The following is a 19360-nucleotide window of genomic DNA, read 5'->3' on the forward strand; positions in this document are numbered from 1 at the left end:
GGCCGGGCGGACTGCACGCGCTGGGCATATGCCAGCCACATGTGCGCTTTCGACCTGAGGTGCGTGGGACGCTATCGAGCGACCGGAATCAGTCAGGCGAAGATCTGAAAAGCTGCACACGCGGCAGGGGCGATGTGTTCGAATGACCCCGTCGTGTGCCCAGTGAGCTGATGGTCCGACCGCGAACAGAAAGCGACGACCAGCGGACGACACGCGCAGGCGACAGGCGAAAACGGCGAACGGCGAACAGATGACAGCGGACAGATGACAGATTTCGAAATCTGTCATCTGTCCGCTGAAAGTTGAACGTCGCAGCCCGTCACCCGACCGCCGTCACCCGCACCCGCATCGCACTCGCCGCCCGGAGCGTGATCCCCTGCACGAGCGCCACCCGCCGGTCCACCACCTCGATCTCGAAGTCCCGCAGCAACACCCCGAGCGTCAGCACCGACTCCAGCATCGAGAAGTGCTGCCCGATGCACGCCCGCGGCCCGCCGCCGAACGGGAACCAGGCGTACCGGTGGCGCGCCTTCTCCTCCTCCGGCAGGAACCGGTCCGGGTCGAAGCGCTCCGGCTCCACCCAGTGGTCCGGGTGCCGCTGGGTGACCAACGGCGCGACCACGACCTGCGCCCCCGCCGGGATGACGTACCCGTCGATGACCGTCTCCTCGACCGCCCGCCGCCCGACCAGCGACGCCGCCGGGAAGAGCCGCATCGCCTCCTTGAGCACCCGAGTGAGGTACGGCAGCCGTTCCAGGTCCGCCGCCGTCGGCGCCCGCCCGGCCAGGACGGTCCGCGCCTCCTCCTGGGCGAGCTTGCGCTGCTCCGGGTGCTTGGCCAGCAGGTGCAGCGCGAAGGCCAGCGAGGTGGCCGTGGTCTCGTGCCCGGCGAGCAGGAACACCAGGACCTGGTCCCGGAGTTCGGCCGGATCCAGCCGCTCGCCGTCCTCGCCGCGCGCCCGCCCGAGCAGGGTCAGCAGGTCGTTCGCGTCCTCGTCGCCGCCCCCGCGCGCGGCCCGCTCGGCGATGATCCGGTCGCACACCTCGTACAGCGCCCGCTGCGCCTCGAGGCCCCGCCGGTTGCTCGGCGTCGGCCAGGTGCGCGGAAGGCGAACCGGCGCGAAGCCGCGCTCCAGGATGTACTCGCCGAGCGCCGGGAAGCTGCGGTTCACCACCTCCACCGCCTCCTCCACGTCGGCGCCGAAGAGGATCCGCGCGACCGCGCGCAGCGCGAACCGCGACATCTCCTCCGCCGCGTCCACCACCCCGCCCGGCACCGCCCGCCAGCGCTCGGTGAGCGCCTGCGCCTCCTGCGCGAGCGCGTCCGCGTAGCCGTCCACCCGGCGCCGGGTGAACAGCGGCTGGATGAGCCGGCGCTGGCGCTGGTAGACCTCGTCCTGGCTGGTCAGCAGCCCGTTGCCGACACTGGTCCGCAGCTCGTCGTAGAAGCTGTTCTCCTTGCGGAAGTTCGCCGCCTCGCCGCCCAGCACCTGGTGCACGCCCTCGGGCGAGAACACCGCGTAGAACTCGGCGCGCAGCCCGGGCGGCCCGGCCTGGAAGCGCACGACGTCCCCGTGGTCGCGCCGGGCCGCCAGGTAGGTGCGCAGCGGACGGCGGGTGAGATCGAACAGCGACCCGACCAGGGGGTTCCCGGCCGGTCCGGGGACGGCGGCTGCGGTGGCCATCGGCACTCCTTCTGGACTTTCTCGGCGCTGGCTGCGCTTGGTCACCCCCAACCTTACTGACGAGTATTCAGCCGAGGAAGCCGCCCGCGGAGACCCCGGCACAGGCTCGGCGGAAGCCGCCGGAAGGCACTCACTCGTACTCGGTGCCGCCCTTGCGGGTCAGGTACGCGTCGCTGACCACCTTGGCGATCGCCCGCCCGCCGAGCAGCGGGCTCCAGCGCTCGACCACCGGCCGGACCACCACGCCCTCGCGCAGGTGGAGTTCGCGCCCGGAGTGGGTCTCCTTGCCCTGCGCGTACGCCAGCACGGTGTCGGCGTCGAACGGTCCGCGCCACAGTTCGGACACCAACGGCAGTTCGCCGTCGAGCAGTTCGGCGGCCGGCAGCCAGTTCAGCTGTCCGTCCACCACCGCCGACACGTCGAACGCGGCGTACCCGGGTCGGTCGGTGCGGGCGCAGACGCCGTAGGTCAGGTCCTGCACGCCTTCGCCGAACACCTCGCCGAAGATGCCGATCCGCTCGGCGCCCAGTCGTTCGGCCAGCCGGGCCGCCACCGCAGGGATGTCGTACGCGCGCACGGCCCGCCAGTACAGGTTGCGCTCGTCCTCGATCAGCGCCAGGCCCTGCGCACCGATCCCCTTGGAGGAGACCTGCACCTCGCCGGTGGCGGCGGTGTAGGTGACCAGGCAGCAGCTGCCGTGCAGCTTCTCGGTCAGCACCACGGGCTCGCCGGGCTCGAAGACGTCGGGGTGGCGCTTGAGGTTCTCGATGTCCACCCAGGGCAACAGGTCCGGTGCGCTGATCACCTCACCGCTCATCGAAGTCGGCACCGGTGGCCGCCACTTGACGATCCCGAGCAGCTCGGCGAAGTCCTCGCCCCGCTCGGCGGCCCCGACCAGGTCGGTGTCGGACAGCGCGGCGGGCCGGCAGACGATGCCCTGCGAGAGCTCTCCGCGCAGCCGTACCGCCTTCACCCGGTTCGCCGCGCCGCCGGCCAGCTTGCCGGTCAGGCCGAGCTCGTCGATCAACTCATCGGGGAGGACGGCCTGTTCGGGGATGTAGACGGCGTGGTCGCCGGTCCGGTACACGCCCTTCGCGACCACCGCCCGGTAGAGGCCGACCTGCGCCAGCTCCAGGGCATCGGCGTTCGGGTGCTCCAGGATGACCAGTCTCTCGGCGGTGACTCGCAGCGTGGACATGGACGGACTCCTCCCCGTGGATCCGCATGGATCGACCGTTGGGCCCGGGCGGCCGACGCTCGGCCGCACCTGCGGGCTGCGACCACTCTGACCTCTCCTCCGGCCCGGATGCGACGGGTTTTCCACCAGGCCGGGCGCCCTCCCCGGCCCCGCCACCGCCCGCGGCGCCGCCCCGCTGCCGCGGGCGGTGCCGCACCGAACCGGCCCCGCGTCCGCACCGAACCGTCCGTGCACGTTTGAGCCTTCGCACAGCGGCCCCGAGCCGCCCGCCCGACCCCGCCTGTGCAAAGCGACAGAGGATTTATCACTCGCATCTGCGGCACTATGATCGCCGTAATGGCCGCACCTGCGGTCACGCCTCCGCGCCCCTTCCGGCGCGAACCCTGGAGGGGAAGCACCGATGAGCACCCGCACCACCGCCACCCGCAGACTCGCCGTCGCCACCGCCGCGGCCCTCGCCCTCAGCCTCGGGGCCACCGCTTGCGGCAGCGACGGCGGCAAGTCCTCCGGCTCCACCTCCACCTCCTCGGCGGCTTCCGCCACCGGCAACGCGAGCACCACCGGCACCGCGAGCACCGACGGCGGCACCGGCAACGCCCCCAAGGCCAAGGGCGCCATCACCGTGTTCGCCGCCGCCTCGCTCAAGGAGACCTTCACCGAGCTCGGCAAGAAGTTCGAGGCCGCCAACCCGGGCGCCAAGGTCACCTTCAACTTCGGCGGCAGCTCCGCCCTCGCCGCCAGCATCAACTCCGGAGCCCCGGCGGACGTTTTCGCCGCCGCCAGCCCCGTCACCATGAAGACCGTGACCGACGCGGGCGGTGCGAGCGGCGAGCCGAGGACGTTCGTCAAGAACACCCTCGCCATCGCCGTGCCCAAGGGCAACCCCAAGCACATCGCGGGCCTGAAGGACCTCACCGGCTCGGGCGTGAAGGTCGCGCTGTGCGCGAAGGAGGTGCCTTGCGGCGCCGCCGCCCTCACCGCACTGAAGGCCGCCGGCCTCAACCTCACCCCGGTCACCCTGGAGCAGGACGTCAAGGGCGCGCTCACCAAGGTCGAGCTCGGCGAGGTCGACGCCTCGCTGGTGTACAAGACCGATGTGCAGGCCGATGCTGCGAAGATCGACGGTGTGGACTTCCCCGAGGCCGACAAGGCCGTGAACGACTACCCGATCGCCGCCCTCGCCAAGGCGCCGAACAAGGACGGCGCGACCGCCTTCGTCGCCTACGTCCAGTCCCCCGAGGCCAAGCAGGTGCTGACCGCGGCGGGCTTCCAGGCGCCGTGAAGGACCGCACCACCGGCGACGGCCAGGACGGTGCCGCCGAGCCCGGCCGGGACGGCATCGCCGAGGCACCGGCCGGACCCGCGAAGGCCCTGCCGTGGCTCCGGAGCACGCGCCGCCGAAGCGGACACCCCCGGAACACGGGCCCCTGGAACACGGACCCCCGAAACGCATACCGCCGGAGCACCCGCCGCCGCCCGGGCTCGCAGCGCGTCCCGGTCACGCTGCTGCTCCCGGCGCTGCTCGGCCTGGCGTTCCTGATCCTCCCGCTGGTCGGGCTCCTGATCCGGGCGCCGTGGAGCGGTCTGTCCGAGCAGCTCACCAGCACCGCCGTCTGGGACGCCCTGCAGCTGTCGCTGATCTGCGCGACGGCCGCCACGGCGGTCTCGCTGGTCCTCGGCGTCCCGCTGGCCTGGCTGCTCGCCCGCACCGAGCTGCCAGGCCGGCGGCTGATCCGGGCGCTGGTCACCCTGCCGCTGGTGCTGCCGCCGGTGGTGGGCGGTGTGGCGCTGCTGCTGGTGCTGGGGCGGCGCGGGATCGTCGGCTCCTGGCTGGACTCGGCCTTCGGCATCACCCTGCCCTTCACCACCACCGGGGTGGTGATCGCCGAGGCCTTCGTGGCGATGCCCTTCCTGGTGATCAGCGTCGAGGGAGCCCTGCGGGCGGCCGACCCCCGCTACGAGGAGGCGGCGGCGACCCTGGGTGCCTCCCGGCTGACCGCGTTCCGCCGGGTCACCCTGCCGATGATCGCCCCGGGGATCGCAGCCGGGGCCGTACTGGCCTGGGCCCGGGCGCTCGGCGAGTTCGGCGCGACGATCACCTTCGCGGGCAACTTCCCGGGCCGCACCCAGACCATGCCACTGGCCGTCTACCTGGCCATGGAGTCCGACCCGGAGGCCGCGATCGCGCTGTCGCTGGTCCTGCTGGTGGTCTCCGTCGCCGTCCTCGTCGGCCTGCGCGACCGCTGGATGTCGACCCCGTGACCCAGGATGCCGAGCCGATGAACCCCCCGCACCCCCCGCGCCCCGGGAACCCCGTGAACCCCTCGGGCCCCACCGGTGCCCCGCTCATCGCAGTCACCACCGAGGCCACCACCGGCCCCGCCCTCGACGCCCGCCTGCGGGTCGACCGCGCCGCCTTCGCCCTCGACCTCGCGCTCACCGCCGCCCCCGGCGAGGTGGTCGCGCTGCTCGGCCCGAACGGCGCCGGCAAGTCCACCGCCCTGCGAGCCCTGGCCGGCCTGCTCCCGCTCACCGACGGCCACCTGCGCCTGGACGGCCGCGTCCTGGAGGACCCGGCCCAGCGCCTGCACACCCCCGCCGAACAGCGGCCGGTCGGCGTGGTGTTCCAGGACTACCTGCTCTTCCCGCACCTCAGCGCGCTCGACAACGTCGCCTTCGGCCCGCGCTGCCAGGGCTGCCCCAAGCGCGAGGCCAGGGCCGAGGCGGCGGCGTGGCTGGAGCGGATGGGCCTGGCCGAGCACGCCGCGGTGCGCCCCGGCCGGCTCTCCGGCGGCCAGGCCCAGCGGGTGGCGCTCGCCCGGGCCCTGGCCGTCCGCCCCCGGCTGCTCCTGCTGGACGAGCCGCTGGCCGCCCTGGACGTCCGCACCCGGCTCGACGTACGGGCCCAACTGCGGCGCCACCTGGCCGACTTCGAGGCCGTGGCGGTACTGGTGACGCACGACCCGCTGGACGCGATGGTGCTGGCCGACCGGCTGGTGGTGATCGAGGACGGCCACGAGGTGCAGTCCGGGAGCCCGGCGGAGGTCGCCCGCCGGCCGCGCACCGACTACATCGCCCGCCTGGTCGGCCTCAACCTGTACCGGGGCCGGGCCGAGGGCACCCGGGTCACCCTCCCGGACGGGACCGTCCTGACCACCGCCGAGGAGCTGTCCGGACCGGCGTTCGTGGCCTTCCCGCCCTCCGCCGTCACCCTGTACCGGGAGCGACCGCAGTCCAGCGCCCGCAACCTGTGGCAGGCCGAGGTCACCGGCCTGGACCTGCACGGCGACCAGGTGCGCGCCGAACTCTCCGGCCCCCTGCCGATGGCCGCCGACCTCACCCAGGCCGCCGTCGCCGAACTGGGGCTGGCACCGGGCACGGCGGTCTGGGCCTCGGTCAAGGCCACCCAGACCCACGCCTACCCGGCCTGACCCGCCGACCTACCCGTAGCGCCCCCGCCCGAACCGGCCACCCGCCCGAACCGCCCGAACCGGCCACCCGCCGCTACTCCGAGGGCTCGACGAAGCCCGACTCGTACGCGGCGATCACCGCCTGGGTCCGGTCCCGGGCGCCGAGCTTCGCCAGCACGCTGCTGACGTGTGTCTTCACCGTCTGCACCCCGAGGACCAGCCGCTCGGCGATCTCCCCGTTGCTCAGCCCGCGCGCCATCAGCCGCAGCACCTCGGCCTCCCGCCCGGTCAGTGCCGCCCGGTCCATGGCCGCACGGGCGGCGGGGTTGCCCTGCCCGGCGGCCAGGCGGCGGATCGCGGCCGGAAACAGCAGCGACTCTCCGGCCGCCGCCAGCCGTACGGCGTGGGCGATCTCCGCCGGGCGGGAGCGCTTGAGCAGGAAGCCATCGGCGCCCGCGCGCAGCGCCTGGTAGACGTAGTCGTCGTTCTCGAAGGTGGTGACGACCAGGATCCGCGGCGTCCGCTCCCCCGGCGCGCCGGGGCGCAGCAGTTCGCGGGTGGCGGCCAGACCGTCCAGTACGGGCATCCGGACGTCCATCAGCACCACGTGCGGGCGCAGCGCGCGGGCCAGCACCACCGCCTCCGCGCCGTCGGCCGCCTCGCCGACCACCCGCAGGTCGCCCTGGGCCTCCAGCACGGCCCGCATCCCGGCCCGTACCAGTTCCTCGTCGTCGGCGAGCAGGATGTCGGTCACTCCGGTGCCGCCTGCGCCTGCTGTCCGACCGTCGCCCGCAAGATCATTCGTCACGAGCCCAAGCGTAGGGGCAGCCGGACGTCGAGCACCCACTCCCCGGTCCCCTCGGCGGGCGGCCCGAGGCGGTCGGCCGGCCCGGCCGAGGCCGCTCCGCCGAGCAGCACGGCGCGCTCGCGGATGCCGCGCAGCCCCTTGCCGCCCTTGCGCGAGCCGCCGCCCCGACCCGGTGCCGCCACCAGGCGGTTGGCGCAGCGCAGCTCCAACTGCCCGTCCCGGACGGCGACCTGGACCTCGACCGGCTGACCGGGCGCGTACTTGAGCGCGTTGGTGACGCCTTCCTGGACGATCCGGTAGGACTCGCGCGAGAGCACCCCGGGCAGCACCCCGGCCGGCACCTCGATGCTCGCCTCGACCGGGCTGCCGGCCGCGCGGGCGGTGTCGAACAGCGCGGGCAGCTGGTCGATGCCGGGCTGCTCGGTGGCCACCGCGTTGCGCGCGGCGCCGCCCGCCGGGGTCTCGCGCAGCAGGACCAGAGTGCGTTCGAGGTCCTCCATCGCCTGCCGCCCGGTCTCCTCGATGACCTCGAGCGCCTTGGCGGCGAAGGCCGGGTCACCGACCTCGCGCGCCGCGCCCGCCTGAAGGACAGTCACCGTCAGCGCGTGGCCGATGGAGTCGTGCAGCTCGCGGGCCAACCGGTTGCGCTCCAGGAGCCGTTCGGCCCGCAGCTCGGCCTCCGCCAGCCGTTCCGCCGGGGACGGCCCCAGCAGCCGTACGGCCATGGCGAGTTGGAGGCGGCCCGCCCAGACCACCAGCCAGCCGAAGCCGACCGCCAGCACAGGGGCGAGCGGGAGGTACCAGAAGGCACGCGGACCGGTCAGCAGGTCGAAGATCGGGGCGAGGCCGAACACCGTCGAGAAGCCGACCGCGGAACCGAGCACCACCCGCCCGATCAACCAGCCCGCCGTGCGCCGCCGGTCGGCCCAGGTGCGGGAGGACTCGACGCCGACGTCCTCCTCGCGGTCGGGCACCAGCAGCAGCCGCGCCTGCACACCCTCGGCCCGGCGCGCCGCCGGGACGAGCGCGACCAGCGCGAGCACGACGACGTCCAGCGAGACTGCCGTCACCAGGATCGCGCCGAGGCTCTTCTGGTACGTCCCCGGGTAGATCATCAGGATGACGCCCGCGAAGATCCACCCGACCAGCAGGTGCAGCAGCCGGGCGTAACTGGCACCGGCGACCAGCGGGGCGAGGATCCTGGTCACTCCGCTCCGGATCCGGAACGCGGGCATTCTTGGCACGGCCCCATCCTGCCAGCTCAGCGCGCGCCCCCGGTTCCCCCGCCGGGTTGCCGCCGGCTCCCTCCCGGGAGGGAGGCGAATCCCCGCTGCGGCGGGATCCGCCCACCCGGCCCGCTCCGGTCGAATGGAACCACCGCCCGGAGCACGGACGGTGACCAGCTACGAGGAGAAGGGGCGGCCGTGATCGAGATCCAGGGCCTGACCAAGGAGTACGACGGCCGGCGGGTCGTCGACGACCTGTCGTTCGAGGTCCGGCCCGGCGTGGTGACCGGCTTCCTGGGCCCGAACGGCGCCGGGAAGAGCACCACCATGCGGCTGGTCCTCGGCCTGGACCGCCCCACCGCCGGGCGCGCCCTGGTCGGCGGCCGCCCGTACGCCGAACTCGCCGAGCCGCTCCGGCAGGTGGGCGCACTGCTGGACGCCCAGGCGCTGCACGGCGGACGGACGGCACAGGGCCATCTGCGCTGGCTCGCCGCGAGCAATGGCCTGCCGGAGCGACGGGTCGGCGAGGTGCTCGCCCAGGTCGGGATGGCGGAGGCCGCCGGGCGGCGGATCCGGGGTTTCTCGCTCGGGATGCGCCAGCGCCTCGGAGTGGCAGCCGCACTGCTCGGCGACCCGCCGGTGCTGCTGCTGGACGAACCGGTCAACGGCCTGGACCCGGAGGGCATCCGCTGGATCCGCACCCTGCTGCGCGAACTGGCCGCGGAGGGACGGGCGGTGCTGGTCTCCTCCCACCTGATGACCGAAATGGCCCTCACCGCCGACCACTTGGTGGTGATCGGCCGCGGCCGGCTGCTCGCGGACGCCGCCACCTCGGCGTTCATCGACCGCCACGGCCGCACCAGGATCCGGGTCCGGGCGGTGGACGCCACCAAGTTGGCCGCGCTGCTCGGCGGGCCCGGTCACGGTCTCGACGCGGTCGAAGTCGACGGCGGCGCCTGGGAGGTGACCGGCGCCGAACCCGAGCGCATCGCCGCCCTGGCCGCCGAGCACGGCGTGGTGCTGTACGAGATCGCGGTCCGACAGGACTCGCTGGAGGAGGCGTTCATGCGGATGACCGCGGACAGCGTCGAGTACCGCGCGGAGGCCGCCGCGTGAGCGTCCTGTCCCGGGCCTTCCACGCCGAGCGGATCAAGCTCAGCACCCTCCGCTCGCTCTGGGTCCCGCCGCTGCTCGCCGTGCTGCTCACCGCCGGTGCCACCACGGCCGTCGGCGCGGCGCTCGGCCGCGCCGACCACAGCATCACCGACGATCCGGGCGTCGGCGTCTTCTACGGACTCAACTTCGGCCAGGCCGCCCTGGTCGCCTTCGGAGTCCTGCTGATCGGCCAGGAGTTCAACACCCGGATGATCGACGTCTCGCTCGCCGCGGTCCCCCGGCCCGGCCGACTTTACGGCGCCAAGCTGGCGTTGGGTGCGCTGATCGGGCTCGGCGCGGGCGCGGCCGGTACGGCGGGCGCGTACACCGGGTACGCGGCCACCGTCCCCGCCGACTGGCGCGGCCCGGCCTTCGCCCGCGCGGCCACGGCCGGCGTGCTCTACCCGGCGTTCCTGGTGGTGTTCTGCCTCGGCGTGACCGCGCTGCTCGGCAACCTCACCGCCGCCATGGGCCTGCTGACCCCGACCGTCTTCCTGCTCTCGCCGCTGCTCGCGGGCGTGCCCGGGCTGCGCGAGGTGTTCCAGTTCCTCCCCGACCGGGCCGGCCAGTACGCGCTGCGCTACGTCGACGACCCGCAGCTCGCGTACGGGCACTGGACCGGGCTGGCGATCATGGCGTTCTGGACGGCACTGGCGGCGTACGGCGGACTGCGGGCGATGCGGCGGCGCGCCAAGTGACCCTGAGCGAAGGAGAGATGAGGATGAGCCTCGGCAACGCCCTGCGCGCCGAACGGATCAAGTTCACCACCCTGCCCTCGCAGTGGGCGGCACCGCTGACCGCCGTGGTCATCACCGTCGGGGTGACCACGGCCGTCAACGCCGCCTACTCGACGAAGGACCACGCCCCCGGCGATGACCCGGCCGCCGGGATCTTCTACGGCCTGCTGTTCGGCCACGTGGCCGTGGCCTGCCTCGGAATCCTGCTGATGGGGCAGGAGTTCAACACCCGCATGATCGGCACGTCACTCACCGCCGTCCCCCGGCGCGGCCGGCTGTACGCCGCCAAGATCGCGCTCGGTGCCGGACTGGGCCTGCTGGTGGGGCTGGCCTCCACGGCGGGCTGCTTCCTCGCCGTCGACGCCACCGCAGGCCTGGACCTCTCCACCCCCGGACTGGCCCGCAGCTTCCTCGCCGGGGTGCTCTACCACCCGATGATGGTGCTGATCTGCCTCGGACTGACCGCGATGCTGGGCAACTTCAGCGCGGCGCTCGGCCTGCTCACCCCGATGGTCTTCCTCGGCACCACCTGGCTGGCCGCGATCCCCGGCGTGCGTGAGGTCGGCCAGTTCCTGCCCGACCGGGCCGGCCTCTACGCGATGCGCACCCACACCGAACCCGGCATCCACTACGGCCACTGGACCGGGCTGCTGATCATGGCACTCTGGACGACGGCAGCGGCGTACGGCGGCCTCCGGGCGATGCGGCGCTACCAGGCCTCGGGCGAGTAGCGGGCGACCGCGCAACGGGGAACGGGGAACAGGGGCAACGGACAAGCGGGCGCAGACAGCGAACAGATGACAGATGACAGATTTCGAAATCTGTCATCTGTTCGCTGTGATCTGTTCGCCGTCACCGCAGCGCCGGGTGCTCCGCGATCACCGTGCAGCTACCCGGCGCGATCTCCGTGAAGCCCGCGTCCTGGACCACCGGCAGCCCGCTGCGGACCAGTTCCTCCCACGCCTGCGGCGCAGCCGTGCGGACCGCGAGCGCGAAGCCCGACTCCGCCCACTCCTTGCGCTGCGCCGCGTCCAGCCGCCACCAAGCGAGCTGCGCCGCGTGCCCGGTCTGGGCCATCGTCTTGCCCGCGCTCATCTCCAGCTCCGGGTTGAGCCACAACACCGGCAGCTCCGGATCGGGCGCACCGACCTCGGCGGCCTCCTCCAGGTCCGTCCCGGAGACCTGCAGTTTGGCGAGTTCCTTCGGCCAGCCGTCCAGCGGGATCGGCGGGAACACCCGCACCTCCGCCTCCTGCCCTCGCACCGTGATGCCCGGCAGCTCCTGCGCCCGGCGCCACTCCCCGCCCCGGGCCCGCCGGACCACCTTGCGGATCCGGGCGTCCTCCCAGGCCGCGACCCGCGCGGCCCACTCGCCGTCCACCTCGGTCACCCGGGGATCGGCGAGCAGCGTCAGCACCGCCCGCGCCGAGGTCTCCAGCGCATCCGTCCGCCCCGGCGGCGTGGCCCGCTCCAGCCGGACGACCAGCGGCAGCACGTACTGGGGCAGCGCATCGCGTTCCGCAGGGTCGGAAACGTCAGCGACGTCGGAGACGTCATCGGGGGTGGCAACGAGGGCCGGGGCATCGAACGGAGAAGTCACCCGTCCAGCATGCCAGCCCGCAGTCCACCCCCATGTTCTGCCCCCTGGCCCGACAGCCGGGCTCAGCGAGGCCGCTTGGGCTCAGCGCAGCCGCTGCCGCAGTTCGTCCACCGCCGTCCGGATCCCCGCGCCGTACGCATCCTCCGGCAGCGCGTCCAGACTCCGCACCGCGCGCTCGAGCTGCTCGCGCGCGAGGTCGGGCTCACCGAGCTTGAGGTGGTCGGAGGCCAGGTTGAGGTGCAGCGAGGGATAGAAGGCCCGCACCTGGAGGGCTGACTCGTACGTGGCGGCGCGCTCGGCGGTCAGCGAGTCGGCCGCCGCGAGGGCCCGCCGGTCCCACTCCAGCTCCGCCCCGGGGTCGTCCTGCAGATCGGCCAGATAGTGCGCCAGGACGCAGCGGTGGAAGACGTCCCGCTCCCCCAGTTCCTCCCACAGGGCCTCGAAGCTGGCCCGCGCCTCGGCGGTCCGCCCGCGCTGCGCCGCCCGCACCCCGTCCAGCCCGAGCGCGATCCGACTCAGCGCCGACTCCTCCGGCACCGAGCCCTCCGGCGCCGACTCCCCCGAGGGCGACTCCCCCGAGGGCACACCTCTCATACCAGACACATCGGACATGCCCGCAGCCTAGCCGCCCACTCACCGTCCCGCCCGAGCGGCGAGCCGCGCCACCGACCCGACCCGATCCGACGCCCGCTCAGCGCCGGTACCCGCGCTGCGGGTCCCGCTCCTCCGCGTCCTCGTACATCAGGAACCACCCCTCCGGATGCGTCGCCGCCAGCAGCAGTTCGGTGCGCTGCTCCGCGCCGAGCTCCGGGTCCCCGTCGTCCGGCCCGTACACGCCGAACAGCTCGTCGTGGCAACCGTCCCAGTCGTAGTCGTACAGGTCGGCCGGCAGGTCGCCCATCATGTCGGCCACCGATTCGGGCTGGGAGCCGAGCAGCGCCCGGGCGTCCACCAGCGCCATCCGCAGCGCGAGCTCCTCGGCCAGGCAGCGCGGCAGCGGCCATTCGCCGAGGGCGAGGTCGTCGGCCAGGTCGTCGAAGGCGCGGGCCATCGCGCGTCGCCAGCTCCGCTGGAGCCGCCAGGTGCGCTGGGGCAGCCGGGCGAAGACCGTCCAGTCCACGTCCTCTCCGTCGACGACCGGGTCGTCGCCGTGCTCGTCGAGGTCGTCGTAGGCGGCGTCGGCCAGGCCGAGCAGCTGGGCGTGCAGCAGGCAGGCGGTGCGCGGGGTGAGGGTCCAGTCCGCGCCCGCGCCGCCGCCGTCCTCGTCCTCGCCGTCCAGCGGGAACAGCTCGGCGAAGTCCGGTGTGAAGTCCTCGGTGACGCTGATCTCCAGCGTGCCGCCGAGCGCCTCGACTCCGGGGATCGCGGCCACCAGCCGGTCCGGGTGCAGCAGCGCGCCGAGCGCCGCGTTGGCGTCCTCGGCGACCTCGCGCAGCAGTGCGCGGCGCTGGCCGGCCGGGTCGATGCCCTCGAAGTCCAGTTCCTCGACGGCCCTGATCGCGGCCGCGCGCAGCGCCGGCCAGTCGGTGATACGCAGGCCCAGCACCACCGTCGCCTCGATCTCCGGCGCGCCGGAGTACTCCGCCGCGCCCGGCCCCTGCGGATGATCGCTTCGCTCGCCCATGGGGCTACGGTACGGCTTTTCCGCCGCCCGATCACCGGTCTGAACCAGCTTCCGGAGACCATCTCGGCCAGCGCCCCGCCGCGCCTCTGTCACTCGGACGCACGGCACCGGCAGGATGGACCGCATGGCTGACATCAACGAGTACGGCGGCGGGCAGGGCCCGAACGCCGACGTCCTGGTCGTGACCACCAATGACATCCCCGGCTTCCGGGTCGACCACATGATCGGCGAGGTGTTCGGACTCACGGTGCGCAGCCGGCACATCGGCAGCCAGATCGGCGCCGGGCTGAAGTCACTGATCGGCGGCGAGCTGCGGGGTCTGACGAAGACCCTGGTGGAGAGCCGCAACGAGGCGATGCAGCGGCTGATCGAGCAGACCAAGGCGCGCGGCGGGAACGCGGTCCTGATGATGCGCTTCGACGTGACCGAGGCGGCGGACGTCGGCACCGAGGTCTGCGCGTACGGCACCGCCGCGGTGATCTCCCCGATCGGCTGAGGCCGCTCCCCCGCCGGAGCCCGGCCGTCACGGGAACAGCCACCCGGCCCCCGATGTTTCACCGGCGTGACTGTTTACAGTGCAACGAACGAGGGTGCAACGAGCGCGGGTGCAACCAACGAGGCCCGACAGCGGCTCGTGGACGTCCTGGTGGTGGGCGCCGGGCAGGCGGGACTGTCCGCCGCCTACCACCTCCGCCGCCGCGGTTTCGCCCCCTACCGGGAGGGAGCCGACGGCGGCTTCGTCGTCCTCGACGCCAACCCCACCCCCGGCGGCGCCTGGGCGCACCGCTCGCCGTCGCTGCGGATGGCCACCGTGCACGGCTTCCACGACCTCCCGGACGCCGAGCTCCCGGCGCCCGACCCCGAGGCCCGCGCGCGCGAGGTGGTGCCGGGGTACTTCACGGCGTACGAGGCCCGGCACGCGCTCCCAGTCGTGCGCCCGGTCGCGGTTCGGGCCGTGCGCGCCGAGTCCGAGCGCCCCGACTCCCGGCTGCTGGTCGAGACCGACCACGGCACCTGGTCGACCCGGGCACTGATCAACGCCACCGGTACCTGGACCCGCCCCTTCCTCCCGCACTACCCTGGCCACTTCGCGGGCCGTCAGCTGCACTACGCCGAGTACCGCGGCCCCGAGGAGTTCGCGGGCAAGCGCGTCCTGGTGGTGGGCGGCGGCGCCTCGGCGATCCAGGTGCTGTCGGAGGTGGCGGCGGTGGGCGAGACGGTCTGGGTCACGCGCTCCGAACCGGTCTACCACGAGGGCCCGTTCACCCCCGAGTACGGTCGCGCGGTGGTCGCCAAGGTCGAGGAGCGGGTCCGTCAGGGGCTGCCGGTGCGCAGCGTGGTGAGCGTGACCGGACTCGGCCCCTCCGTCGCCTACCGCCGCGCGCAGGAGCTGGGGGCGCTGCACCGCCGACCGATGTTCGACCGGCTCACCGAGCACGGAGTGGCCTGGGGCACGCAGGAAACGGCGGTGGACGCGATCGTCTGGGCGACCGGTTTCCGCCCCGAGGTCGGCCACCTCGCCCCGCTCGGCCTGCGCTCCCCCGGCGGCGGCATCGCGCTCACCGGCACCCGCGCCACCGCCGACCCGCGCGTCCACCTGGTCGGCTACGGCCCGTCCGCCAGCACCATCGGCGCCAACCGGGCCGGCCGCGCCGCCGTCAACGACCTGGTCAGGCTGCTCGGCGACCCGGCGAAGCTGACGACGGAGGGGACGGCGAAGGAGACGACGACGGGGACCCCGGACGAGCGCACGCAGGTCCCCGTCGCCGGCTGAACCACCGCGGATCAGCGGTCGTAGTCGACCGTGACCCGGTCGGTGAGCGGGCGGGCCTGGCAGGTGAGGACGTAGCCGGCCGCCAGCTCCTTCTCCTCCAGCGCGAAGTTGCGGCGCATCTCCACCTCGCCCTCGGTGACCAGGGCCCGGCAGGTGCCGCAGACCCCGCCCTTGCAGGCGAACGGCAGGTCGGGGCGGGAGCGCTGGGCGCCGTCCAGGATCGAGCGGTCTCGCGGAAGGGTGAGGGTGCTGCCGCGTCCGTCGAGGACGACGGTGACCTCGCTGCGCTCGCCGGGCGCGCCCTCGGCGTCGCCGTCCGCGCGGTCCCAGTCCTCGTCGCGCTCGGCGAGCGGCTCGTCCTCGGCGTGGAACAGCTCCTGGTGCACCCGCTCGCCCGGCACCTCCAGTTCGGCGAGCAGTTCCTTCGCCCCGGCGACCATGCCGAACGGACCGCACAGCCACCAGTGCCCGACACCGCCGACGTCCACCAGCGCCGCCAGCAGCGCCCGGACCCGCTCCGGATCCAGCCGTCCGCTGAGCAGTTCGGCGTCCCTGGTCTCCCGGGAGAGCACGTGCACCAGCTGGAAGCGGCCGAGGTAGCGGTCCTTCAGGTCGGCCAGCTCGTCCGCGAACATCACGGTGTCGCTGCGCCGGTTGCCGTAGAGCAGGGTGACGGTGGAGCGACGGTCGGCGGCCAGTACCGAGGCGGCGATCGACAGCATCGGGGTGATGCCGGAGCCGGCCGCGAGCAGCACGTGGTCGGCGGGGACGCCGAGTTCGGGGGTGAACAGGCCGGACGGGGTCAGCACCTCGACCTCCTCGCCGGGCCGGGCCTCGCGCACCAGCCAGCGCGAGAACAGTCCGCCGGGCACCTCGCGGACGGCGATCCGCAGCGGCCCGCCGACGGGGGCGCAGATCGAGTACGAGCGGCGCTCGTCGGCGCCGTCCACCACCTTGCGCAGGGTCAGGGTCTGCCCGGGCCGGAACGCGTACGCGGCCACCAAGTCGTCCGGCACCGCGAAGGTCACCGCCACGGCGTCCTCGCAGAGCCGCTCCACCCGGTCGATCCGCAGCCGGTGGAAGCTCGGACGGCGGGCCGGGCGGACAGCCTCCATGGCGGCTGTGGAGACCGTGGAGTCCGTGGAGTCCGTGGAGGCCGTGGAAGCGGCGGGCGAGGCGGAGGCGGGCGAGGCGGCGGGCATTCTCAGATCTCCTTGACGCGTTCGAACGGCTCGCGGCAGGCGCGGCAGCGCCAGAGCGCCTTGCAGGCGGTGGAGCCGAAGCGGGACAGCTCCTCCGTGTCGTTGCCGCCGCAGTGCGGGCAGGGCACGGGGGTCGCGGCTCCCGTGCGGGTGGGGCCGAGGGCGAGCGGAACCGGCCCGGGCGCGGACGCGACGGCCGAGGTCGGACGCGGCGGGGCGATGCCCGCCTCGGCGAGCTTGCGGCGGCCCTCGGCGGTGATCAGGTCGGTGGACCACGGCGGGTCCAGCCGCAGCCGCACCCGGACGTCCGGGTACCCGGCGGCGCGCAGCCGGCGGTCGACGTCGGCGGCCATCTCGGCGACGGCAGGGCAGCCCGAGTAGGTCGGGGTCAGCCAGGCGGTCACCGTGCCGCTGGCGCCGTCCACCTCGACCTCGGCCAGCACGCCCAGGTCGGCCAGGGTGAGCATGGGCAGCTCCGGGTCCGGCACGGCTGCGGCGACCGACCAGGCCAGGTCGCGCACGGTGCCGACGCTGCCGACGGTCCCCGTGGTGCCGGTCACCACGTCGCCCCCGGGTGTGCGCGGGCCACCACCTGCAGCTCGGCGAGCAGCGGGCCGAGCGCCTCGGTGTGCACCCCGTCCCGGCCGGCCCGGCCCAGCACGGTGGCCAGCGGCGGCACGTCCGGCACGGTCAGCCCGGCCTCGGCGATCACGGCCGCGAGCTCGCGCAGCACCGGTTCGCGCAGCTCCGCCGGGTCGACACCCACCCGCAGCTCCACCGGGTGCGCGGTGAACAGCTCCTCCAGCAGCGGCCAGACCGCGTCCAGCCCCGCCTGCATCCGCTCCGCCGAGTACGACGTGCCGTCGCCGAGCCGCAGCGTCCAGGCGCTGGCGTACTCGCGGTGGTACGCCAGCTCCTTGACGCCCCGGGCGGCGACCGCGGCCAGCACCGGGTCGGGGTGCGCGGCCAGCGCCTCGTACAGCGCGCCGCGGGCGGTGGAGAACAACAGCAGCCGGGCGATCGAGTACGCGAAGTCGCCGTTCGGAGTCTCCACCAGGCGGACGTTGCGGAACTCGTACTCCTCCCGCCAGTACGCCAGGTCGTCCTCGGTGCGGCCGGAGCCGTCCGCCTGGCCGGCCCGGGTGAGCAGCAGACGGGCCTGGCCGAGCAGGTCGAGGCCGAGGTTGGCGAGCGCGACCTCCTCCTCCAGCTCGGGCGCCCGGGTGCACCACTCGATCAGCCGCTGGGCGAGCACCAGGGCGTCGTCGCCGAGCATCTGGCAGTAGGCGGCGAGATCGGCGCCGGCCAGGCCGGCGGGCAGGGCGGTGTCCACGCCGAGCAGCGGGTCGGCGAAGCCAGTCCCGTACGCCCAGCGGCCCTCGCCCTCGGGGCCGGGGGTGGCTCCGGCGAGGCTGAGGTAGACGTGGTCGTCCTCGGTGGTGGACGTGGTGTGGTCGTGCACGGTGGCTCCCCCGTCAGATGTGCGGGACATCCTCGGGGATGTCGTAGAAGGTCGGGTGGCGGTAGACCTTGTCACCGCTGGGCTCGAAGAACGGGTCGCGCTCGTCCGGGGTGGAGGCGGTGATCGCGTCCGAGCGGACCACCCAGAGGCTGACGCCCTCGTTGCGACGGGTGTACAGGTCACGGGCGGCGAGCAGCGCCATCCGGTCGTCGGAGGCGTGCAGCGAGCCGACGTGGACGTGGTTCAGGCCGCGTCGGGGGCGGACGAACACCTCGTACAGCGGCCAGCCGGCCTTGGACTCGGTCACGTTCAGTTCTCCTGTTCGGGGGTGTGCCGCTCGGCGGGTGCGGCTTGTTCGGCGGCGCGCTTGGCCGCGTACGCGACGGCCGCCTCGCGCACCCAGGCGCCGTCCTCGTGGGCGGCCCGGCGGCGGTCGACCCGCTGGGCGTTGCACGGGCCCTGGCCGTGGATGACCCTGGTCAGTTCGGACCAGTCCGGCTCACCGAAGTCCCAGCCGCCGCGCCCCTCGTTCCAGCGCAGCTCGGGGTCCGGGAGGGTGACGCCCAGGTGCTCGGCCTGCGGAACGGTCATGTCGACGAAGCGCTGACGGAGCTCGTCGTTGGTGTGGCGCTTGATCCGCCAGGCCATCGAGCGGGCGGTGTTCGGCGACTCGGCGTCCGAGGGACCGAACATCATCAGCGACGGCCACCACCAGCGGTCGACCGCGTCCTGGACCATCCGGCGCTGGGCGTCGGTGCCGCGCATCAGCGTCATGAGGAGCTCGTAGCCCTGGCGCTGGTGGAAGGACTCCTCCTTGCAGATCCGCACCATCGCGCGGGCGTACGGACCGTAGCTGCAGCGGCAGAGCGGGACCTGGTTGCAGATCGCGGCGCCGTCCACCAGCCAGCCGATCACGCCGACGTCGGCGAAGGTGAGGGTGGGGTAGTTGAAGATCGAGGAGTACTTCTGGCGGCCGCTGATCAGCTTCTCGGTGAGTTCGGCGCGGTCGACGCCGAGGGTCTCGGCTGCGGCGTAGAGGTAGAGGCCGTGGCCCGCCTCGTCCTGGGCCTTGGCCAGCAGGATGGCCTTGCGGCGCAGCGAGGGGGCCCGGGTGAGCCAGTTGCCCTCGGGCTGCATGCCGATGATCTCGGAGTGGGCGTGCTGGGCGATCTGCCGGATCAGGGTGGCCCGGTAGGCGTCCGGCATCCAGTCTCTGGGCTCGATCCGCTGCTCGGCGGCGATCACCGCGTCGAACCGGTCCTCCGGCGTCTGCGCCGGGACCGCCTCGGCCACCTCTGCTGTCACCACGGTCCCCTCTCGTGTTCCCTGCTCGGGCTCCCTGCGCTGGCACCCGGGCGCCAACCGACTGACCGTTCGGTCGGTACCATTGTGCGCGGCGGGGCGGAGGGATGGCAAGGGAAGGGAATGGAAAACGGATGACAGCTGACAGAATCTGAAATCTGTCAGCTGTCATCTGTTAA

20 protein-coding genes are annotated in these 19360 nt (G+C 73.5%); 8 read left to right on the forward strand and 12 right to left on the reverse strand.

Annotation, left to right across the window (positions count from 1 at the left end; genetic code table 11):
* Positions 1 to 319: 319 nt before the first annotated feature.
* Together O1G21_RS08920 and O1G21_RS08925 are read right to left on the reverse strand one after the other, a co-directional pair.
* Positions 320 to 1684: a cytochrome P450 gene (locus tag O1G21_RS08920; protein ID WP_270142297.1), complete on the reverse strand. Its 1365-nt coding sequence runs from the start codon at positions 1682 to 1684 to the stop codon at positions 320 to 322.
* A 130-nt stretch (positions 1685 to 1814) separates the two neighbouring features.
* Positions 1815 to 2882, reverse strand: a complete 1068-nt coding sequence (locus tag O1G21_RS08925) for an RNA ligase (ATP) (protein WP_270142299.1) — start codon at positions 2880 to 2882, stop codon at positions 1815 to 1817.
* A gap of 400 nt (positions 2883 to 3282) precedes the next feature.
* Between O1G21_RS08925 and modA the strand changes: the two genes are divergently transcribed.
* The 3 genes from modA to O1G21_RS08940 are packed head-to-tail and all read left to right on the forward strand — an operon-like array spanning position 3283 to position 6313.
* Positions 3283 to 4164 carry a molybdate ABC transporter substrate-binding protein gene (gene modA / locus O1G21_RS08930; protein ID WP_270142301.1) on the forward strand — a complete coding sequence of 294 codons (882 nt, stop codon included), beginning with the start codon at positions 3283 to 3285 and terminating at the stop codon, positions 4162 to 4164.
* A complete protein-coding gene (locus tag O1G21_RS08935; RefSeq protein WP_270142303.1) occupies positions 4161 to 5144 on the forward strand; it encodes an ABC transporter permease in 984 nt (327 codons plus the stop codon). The genes modA and O1G21_RS08935 overlap by 4 nt, the downstream gene beginning before the upstream one ends.
* A 17-nt stretch (positions 5145 to 5161) precedes the next feature.
* On the forward strand, positions 5162 to 6313 hold the full coding sequence (locus O1G21_RS08940; RefSeq protein ID WP_405000606.1) for an ABC transporter ATP-binding protein: 1152 nt from the start codon (positions 5162 to 5164) through the stop codon (positions 6311 to 6313).
* Positions 6314 to 6386: 73 nt separating this feature from the next.
* Here the strand turns inward: O1G21_RS08940 and O1G21_RS08945 are convergent, their stop codons facing one another.
* Positions 6387 to 6998: a response regulator gene (locus O1G21_RS08945; protein ID WP_405000794.1), complete on the reverse strand. Its 612-nt coding sequence runs from the start codon at positions 6996 to 6998 to the stop codon at positions 6387 to 6389.
* Positions 6999 to 7096: 98 nt separating this feature from the next.
* The gene (locus O1G21_RS08950) at positions 7097 to 8308 is read right to left on the reverse strand and encodes a sensor histidine kinase (RefSeq protein WP_270142305.1); all 1212 of its coding nucleotides are present in this window, start codon (positions 8306 to 8308) and stop codon (positions 7097 to 7099) included.
* A gap of 216 nt (positions 8309 to 8524) precedes the next feature.
* On the opposite strand from O1G21_RS08950, the gene O1G21_RS08955 reads away from it, so the two are divergent.
* The 3 genes from O1G21_RS08955 to O1G21_RS08965 are packed head-to-tail and all read left to right on the forward strand — an operon-like array spanning position 8525 to position 10949.
* Complete coding sequence (locus tag O1G21_RS08955) at positions 8525 to 9442, forward strand: ATP-binding cassette domain-containing protein (RefSeq protein ID WP_270142307.1); 918 nt, start codon at positions 8525 to 8527, stop codon at positions 9440 to 9442.
* Complete coding sequence (locus tag O1G21_RS08960) at positions 9439 to 10179, forward strand: hypothetical protein (RefSeq protein WP_270142308.1); 741 nt, start codon at positions 9439 to 9441, stop codon at positions 10177 to 10179. Before O1G21_RS08955 ends, O1G21_RS08960 begins: the two co-directional genes overlap by 4 nt.
* A 23-nt stretch (positions 10180 to 10202) precedes the next feature.
* Positions 10203 to 10949 carry a hypothetical protein gene (locus O1G21_RS08965; RefSeq protein ID WP_270142310.1) on the forward strand — a complete coding sequence of 249 codons (747 nt, stop codon included), beginning with the start codon at positions 10203 to 10205 and terminating at the stop codon, positions 10947 to 10949.
* A 121-nt stretch (positions 10950 to 11070) separates the two neighbouring features.
* Here the strand turns inward: O1G21_RS08965 and O1G21_RS08970 are convergent, their stop codons facing one another.
* The 3 genes from O1G21_RS08970 to O1G21_RS08980 form a co-directional block, all read right to left on the reverse strand.
* Positions 11071 to 11817 (reverse strand): aminoacyl-tRNA hydrolase, encoded by a 747-nt coding sequence (locus tag O1G21_RS08970; protein WP_405000607.1) that lies wholly within the window; start codon positions 11815 to 11817, stop codon positions 11071 to 11073.
* A gap of 81 nt (positions 11818 to 11898) precedes the next feature.
* Positions 11899 to 12429 carry a hypothetical protein gene (locus O1G21_RS08975; RefSeq protein ID WP_270142312.1) on the reverse strand — a complete coding sequence of 177 codons (531 nt, stop codon included), beginning with the start codon at positions 12427 to 12429 and terminating at the stop codon, positions 11899 to 11901.
* Between the two features lie 79 nt (positions 12430 to 12508).
* Positions 12509 to 13441, reverse strand: coding sequence for a hypothetical protein (locus O1G21_RS08980; protein ID WP_270142313.1), 933 nt, complete (start codon positions 13439 to 13441; stop codon positions 12509 to 12511).
* A gap of 124 nt (positions 13442 to 13565) precedes the next feature.
* Here O1G21_RS08980 and O1G21_RS08985 point away from each other — a divergent pair, with 124 nt between their 5' ends.
* Positions 13566 to 13937, forward strand: coding sequence for a YbjQ family protein (locus O1G21_RS08985; RefSeq protein WP_270142314.1), 372 nt, complete (start codon positions 13566 to 13568; stop codon positions 13935 to 13937).
* Between the two features lie 138 nt (positions 13938 to 14075).
* Complete coding sequence (locus O1G21_RS08990; RefSeq protein ID WP_270142316.1) at positions 14076 to 15215, forward strand: NAD(P)-binding domain-containing protein; 1140 nt, start codon at positions 14076 to 14078, stop codon at positions 15213 to 15215.
* Between the two features lie 11 nt (positions 15216 to 15226).
* On the opposite strand, the gene paaE is transcribed toward O1G21_RS08990, so the two are convergent.
* Genes paaE through paaA form a run of 5 tightly spaced genes read right to left on the reverse strand, consistent with a single transcriptional unit; the run spans position 15227 to position 19184 of the window.
* Positions 15227 to 16417 (reverse strand): 1,2-phenylacetyl-CoA epoxidase subunit PaaE, encoded by a 1191-nt coding sequence (gene paaE / locus O1G21_RS08995; protein ID WP_405000608.1) that lies wholly within the window; start codon positions 16415 to 16417, stop codon positions 15227 to 15229.
* 2 nt (positions 16418 to 16419) lie between these two features.
* Positions 16420 to 16977, reverse strand: a complete 558-nt coding sequence (gene paaD / locus O1G21_RS09000) for a 1,2-phenylacetyl-CoA epoxidase subunit PaaD (RefSeq protein WP_270142318.1) — start codon at positions 16975 to 16977, stop codon at positions 16420 to 16422.
* Positions 16974 to 17909: a 1,2-phenylacetyl-CoA epoxidase subunit PaaC gene (gene paaC / locus O1G21_RS09005; protein ID WP_405000609.1), complete on the reverse strand. Its 936-nt coding sequence runs from the start codon at positions 17907 to 17909 to the stop codon at positions 16974 to 16976. Before paaC ends, paaD begins: the two co-directional genes overlap by 4 nt.
* Positions 17893 to 18186 (reverse strand): 1,2-phenylacetyl-CoA epoxidase subunit PaaB, encoded by a 294-nt coding sequence (gene paaB / locus O1G21_RS09010; protein ID WP_030234269.1) that lies wholly within the window; start codon positions 18184 to 18186, stop codon positions 17893 to 17895. The genes paaC and paaB overlap by 17 nt, the downstream gene beginning before the upstream one ends.
* A 2-nt stretch (positions 18187 to 18188) precedes the next feature.
* Positions 18189 to 19184 carry a 1,2-phenylacetyl-CoA epoxidase subunit PaaA gene (gene paaA / locus O1G21_RS09015; protein ID WP_333493440.1) on the reverse strand — a complete coding sequence of 332 codons (996 nt, stop codon included), beginning with the start codon at positions 19182 to 19184 and terminating at the stop codon, positions 18189 to 18191.
* Positions 19185 to 19360: the final 176 nt, after the last annotated feature.

This window comes from Kitasatospora cathayae (assembly GCF_027627435.1).
In the GTDB taxonomy this organism is placed as follows: Bacteria; Actinomycetota; Actinomycetes; order Streptomycetales; family Streptomycetaceae; genus Kitasatospora; species Kitasatospora cathayae.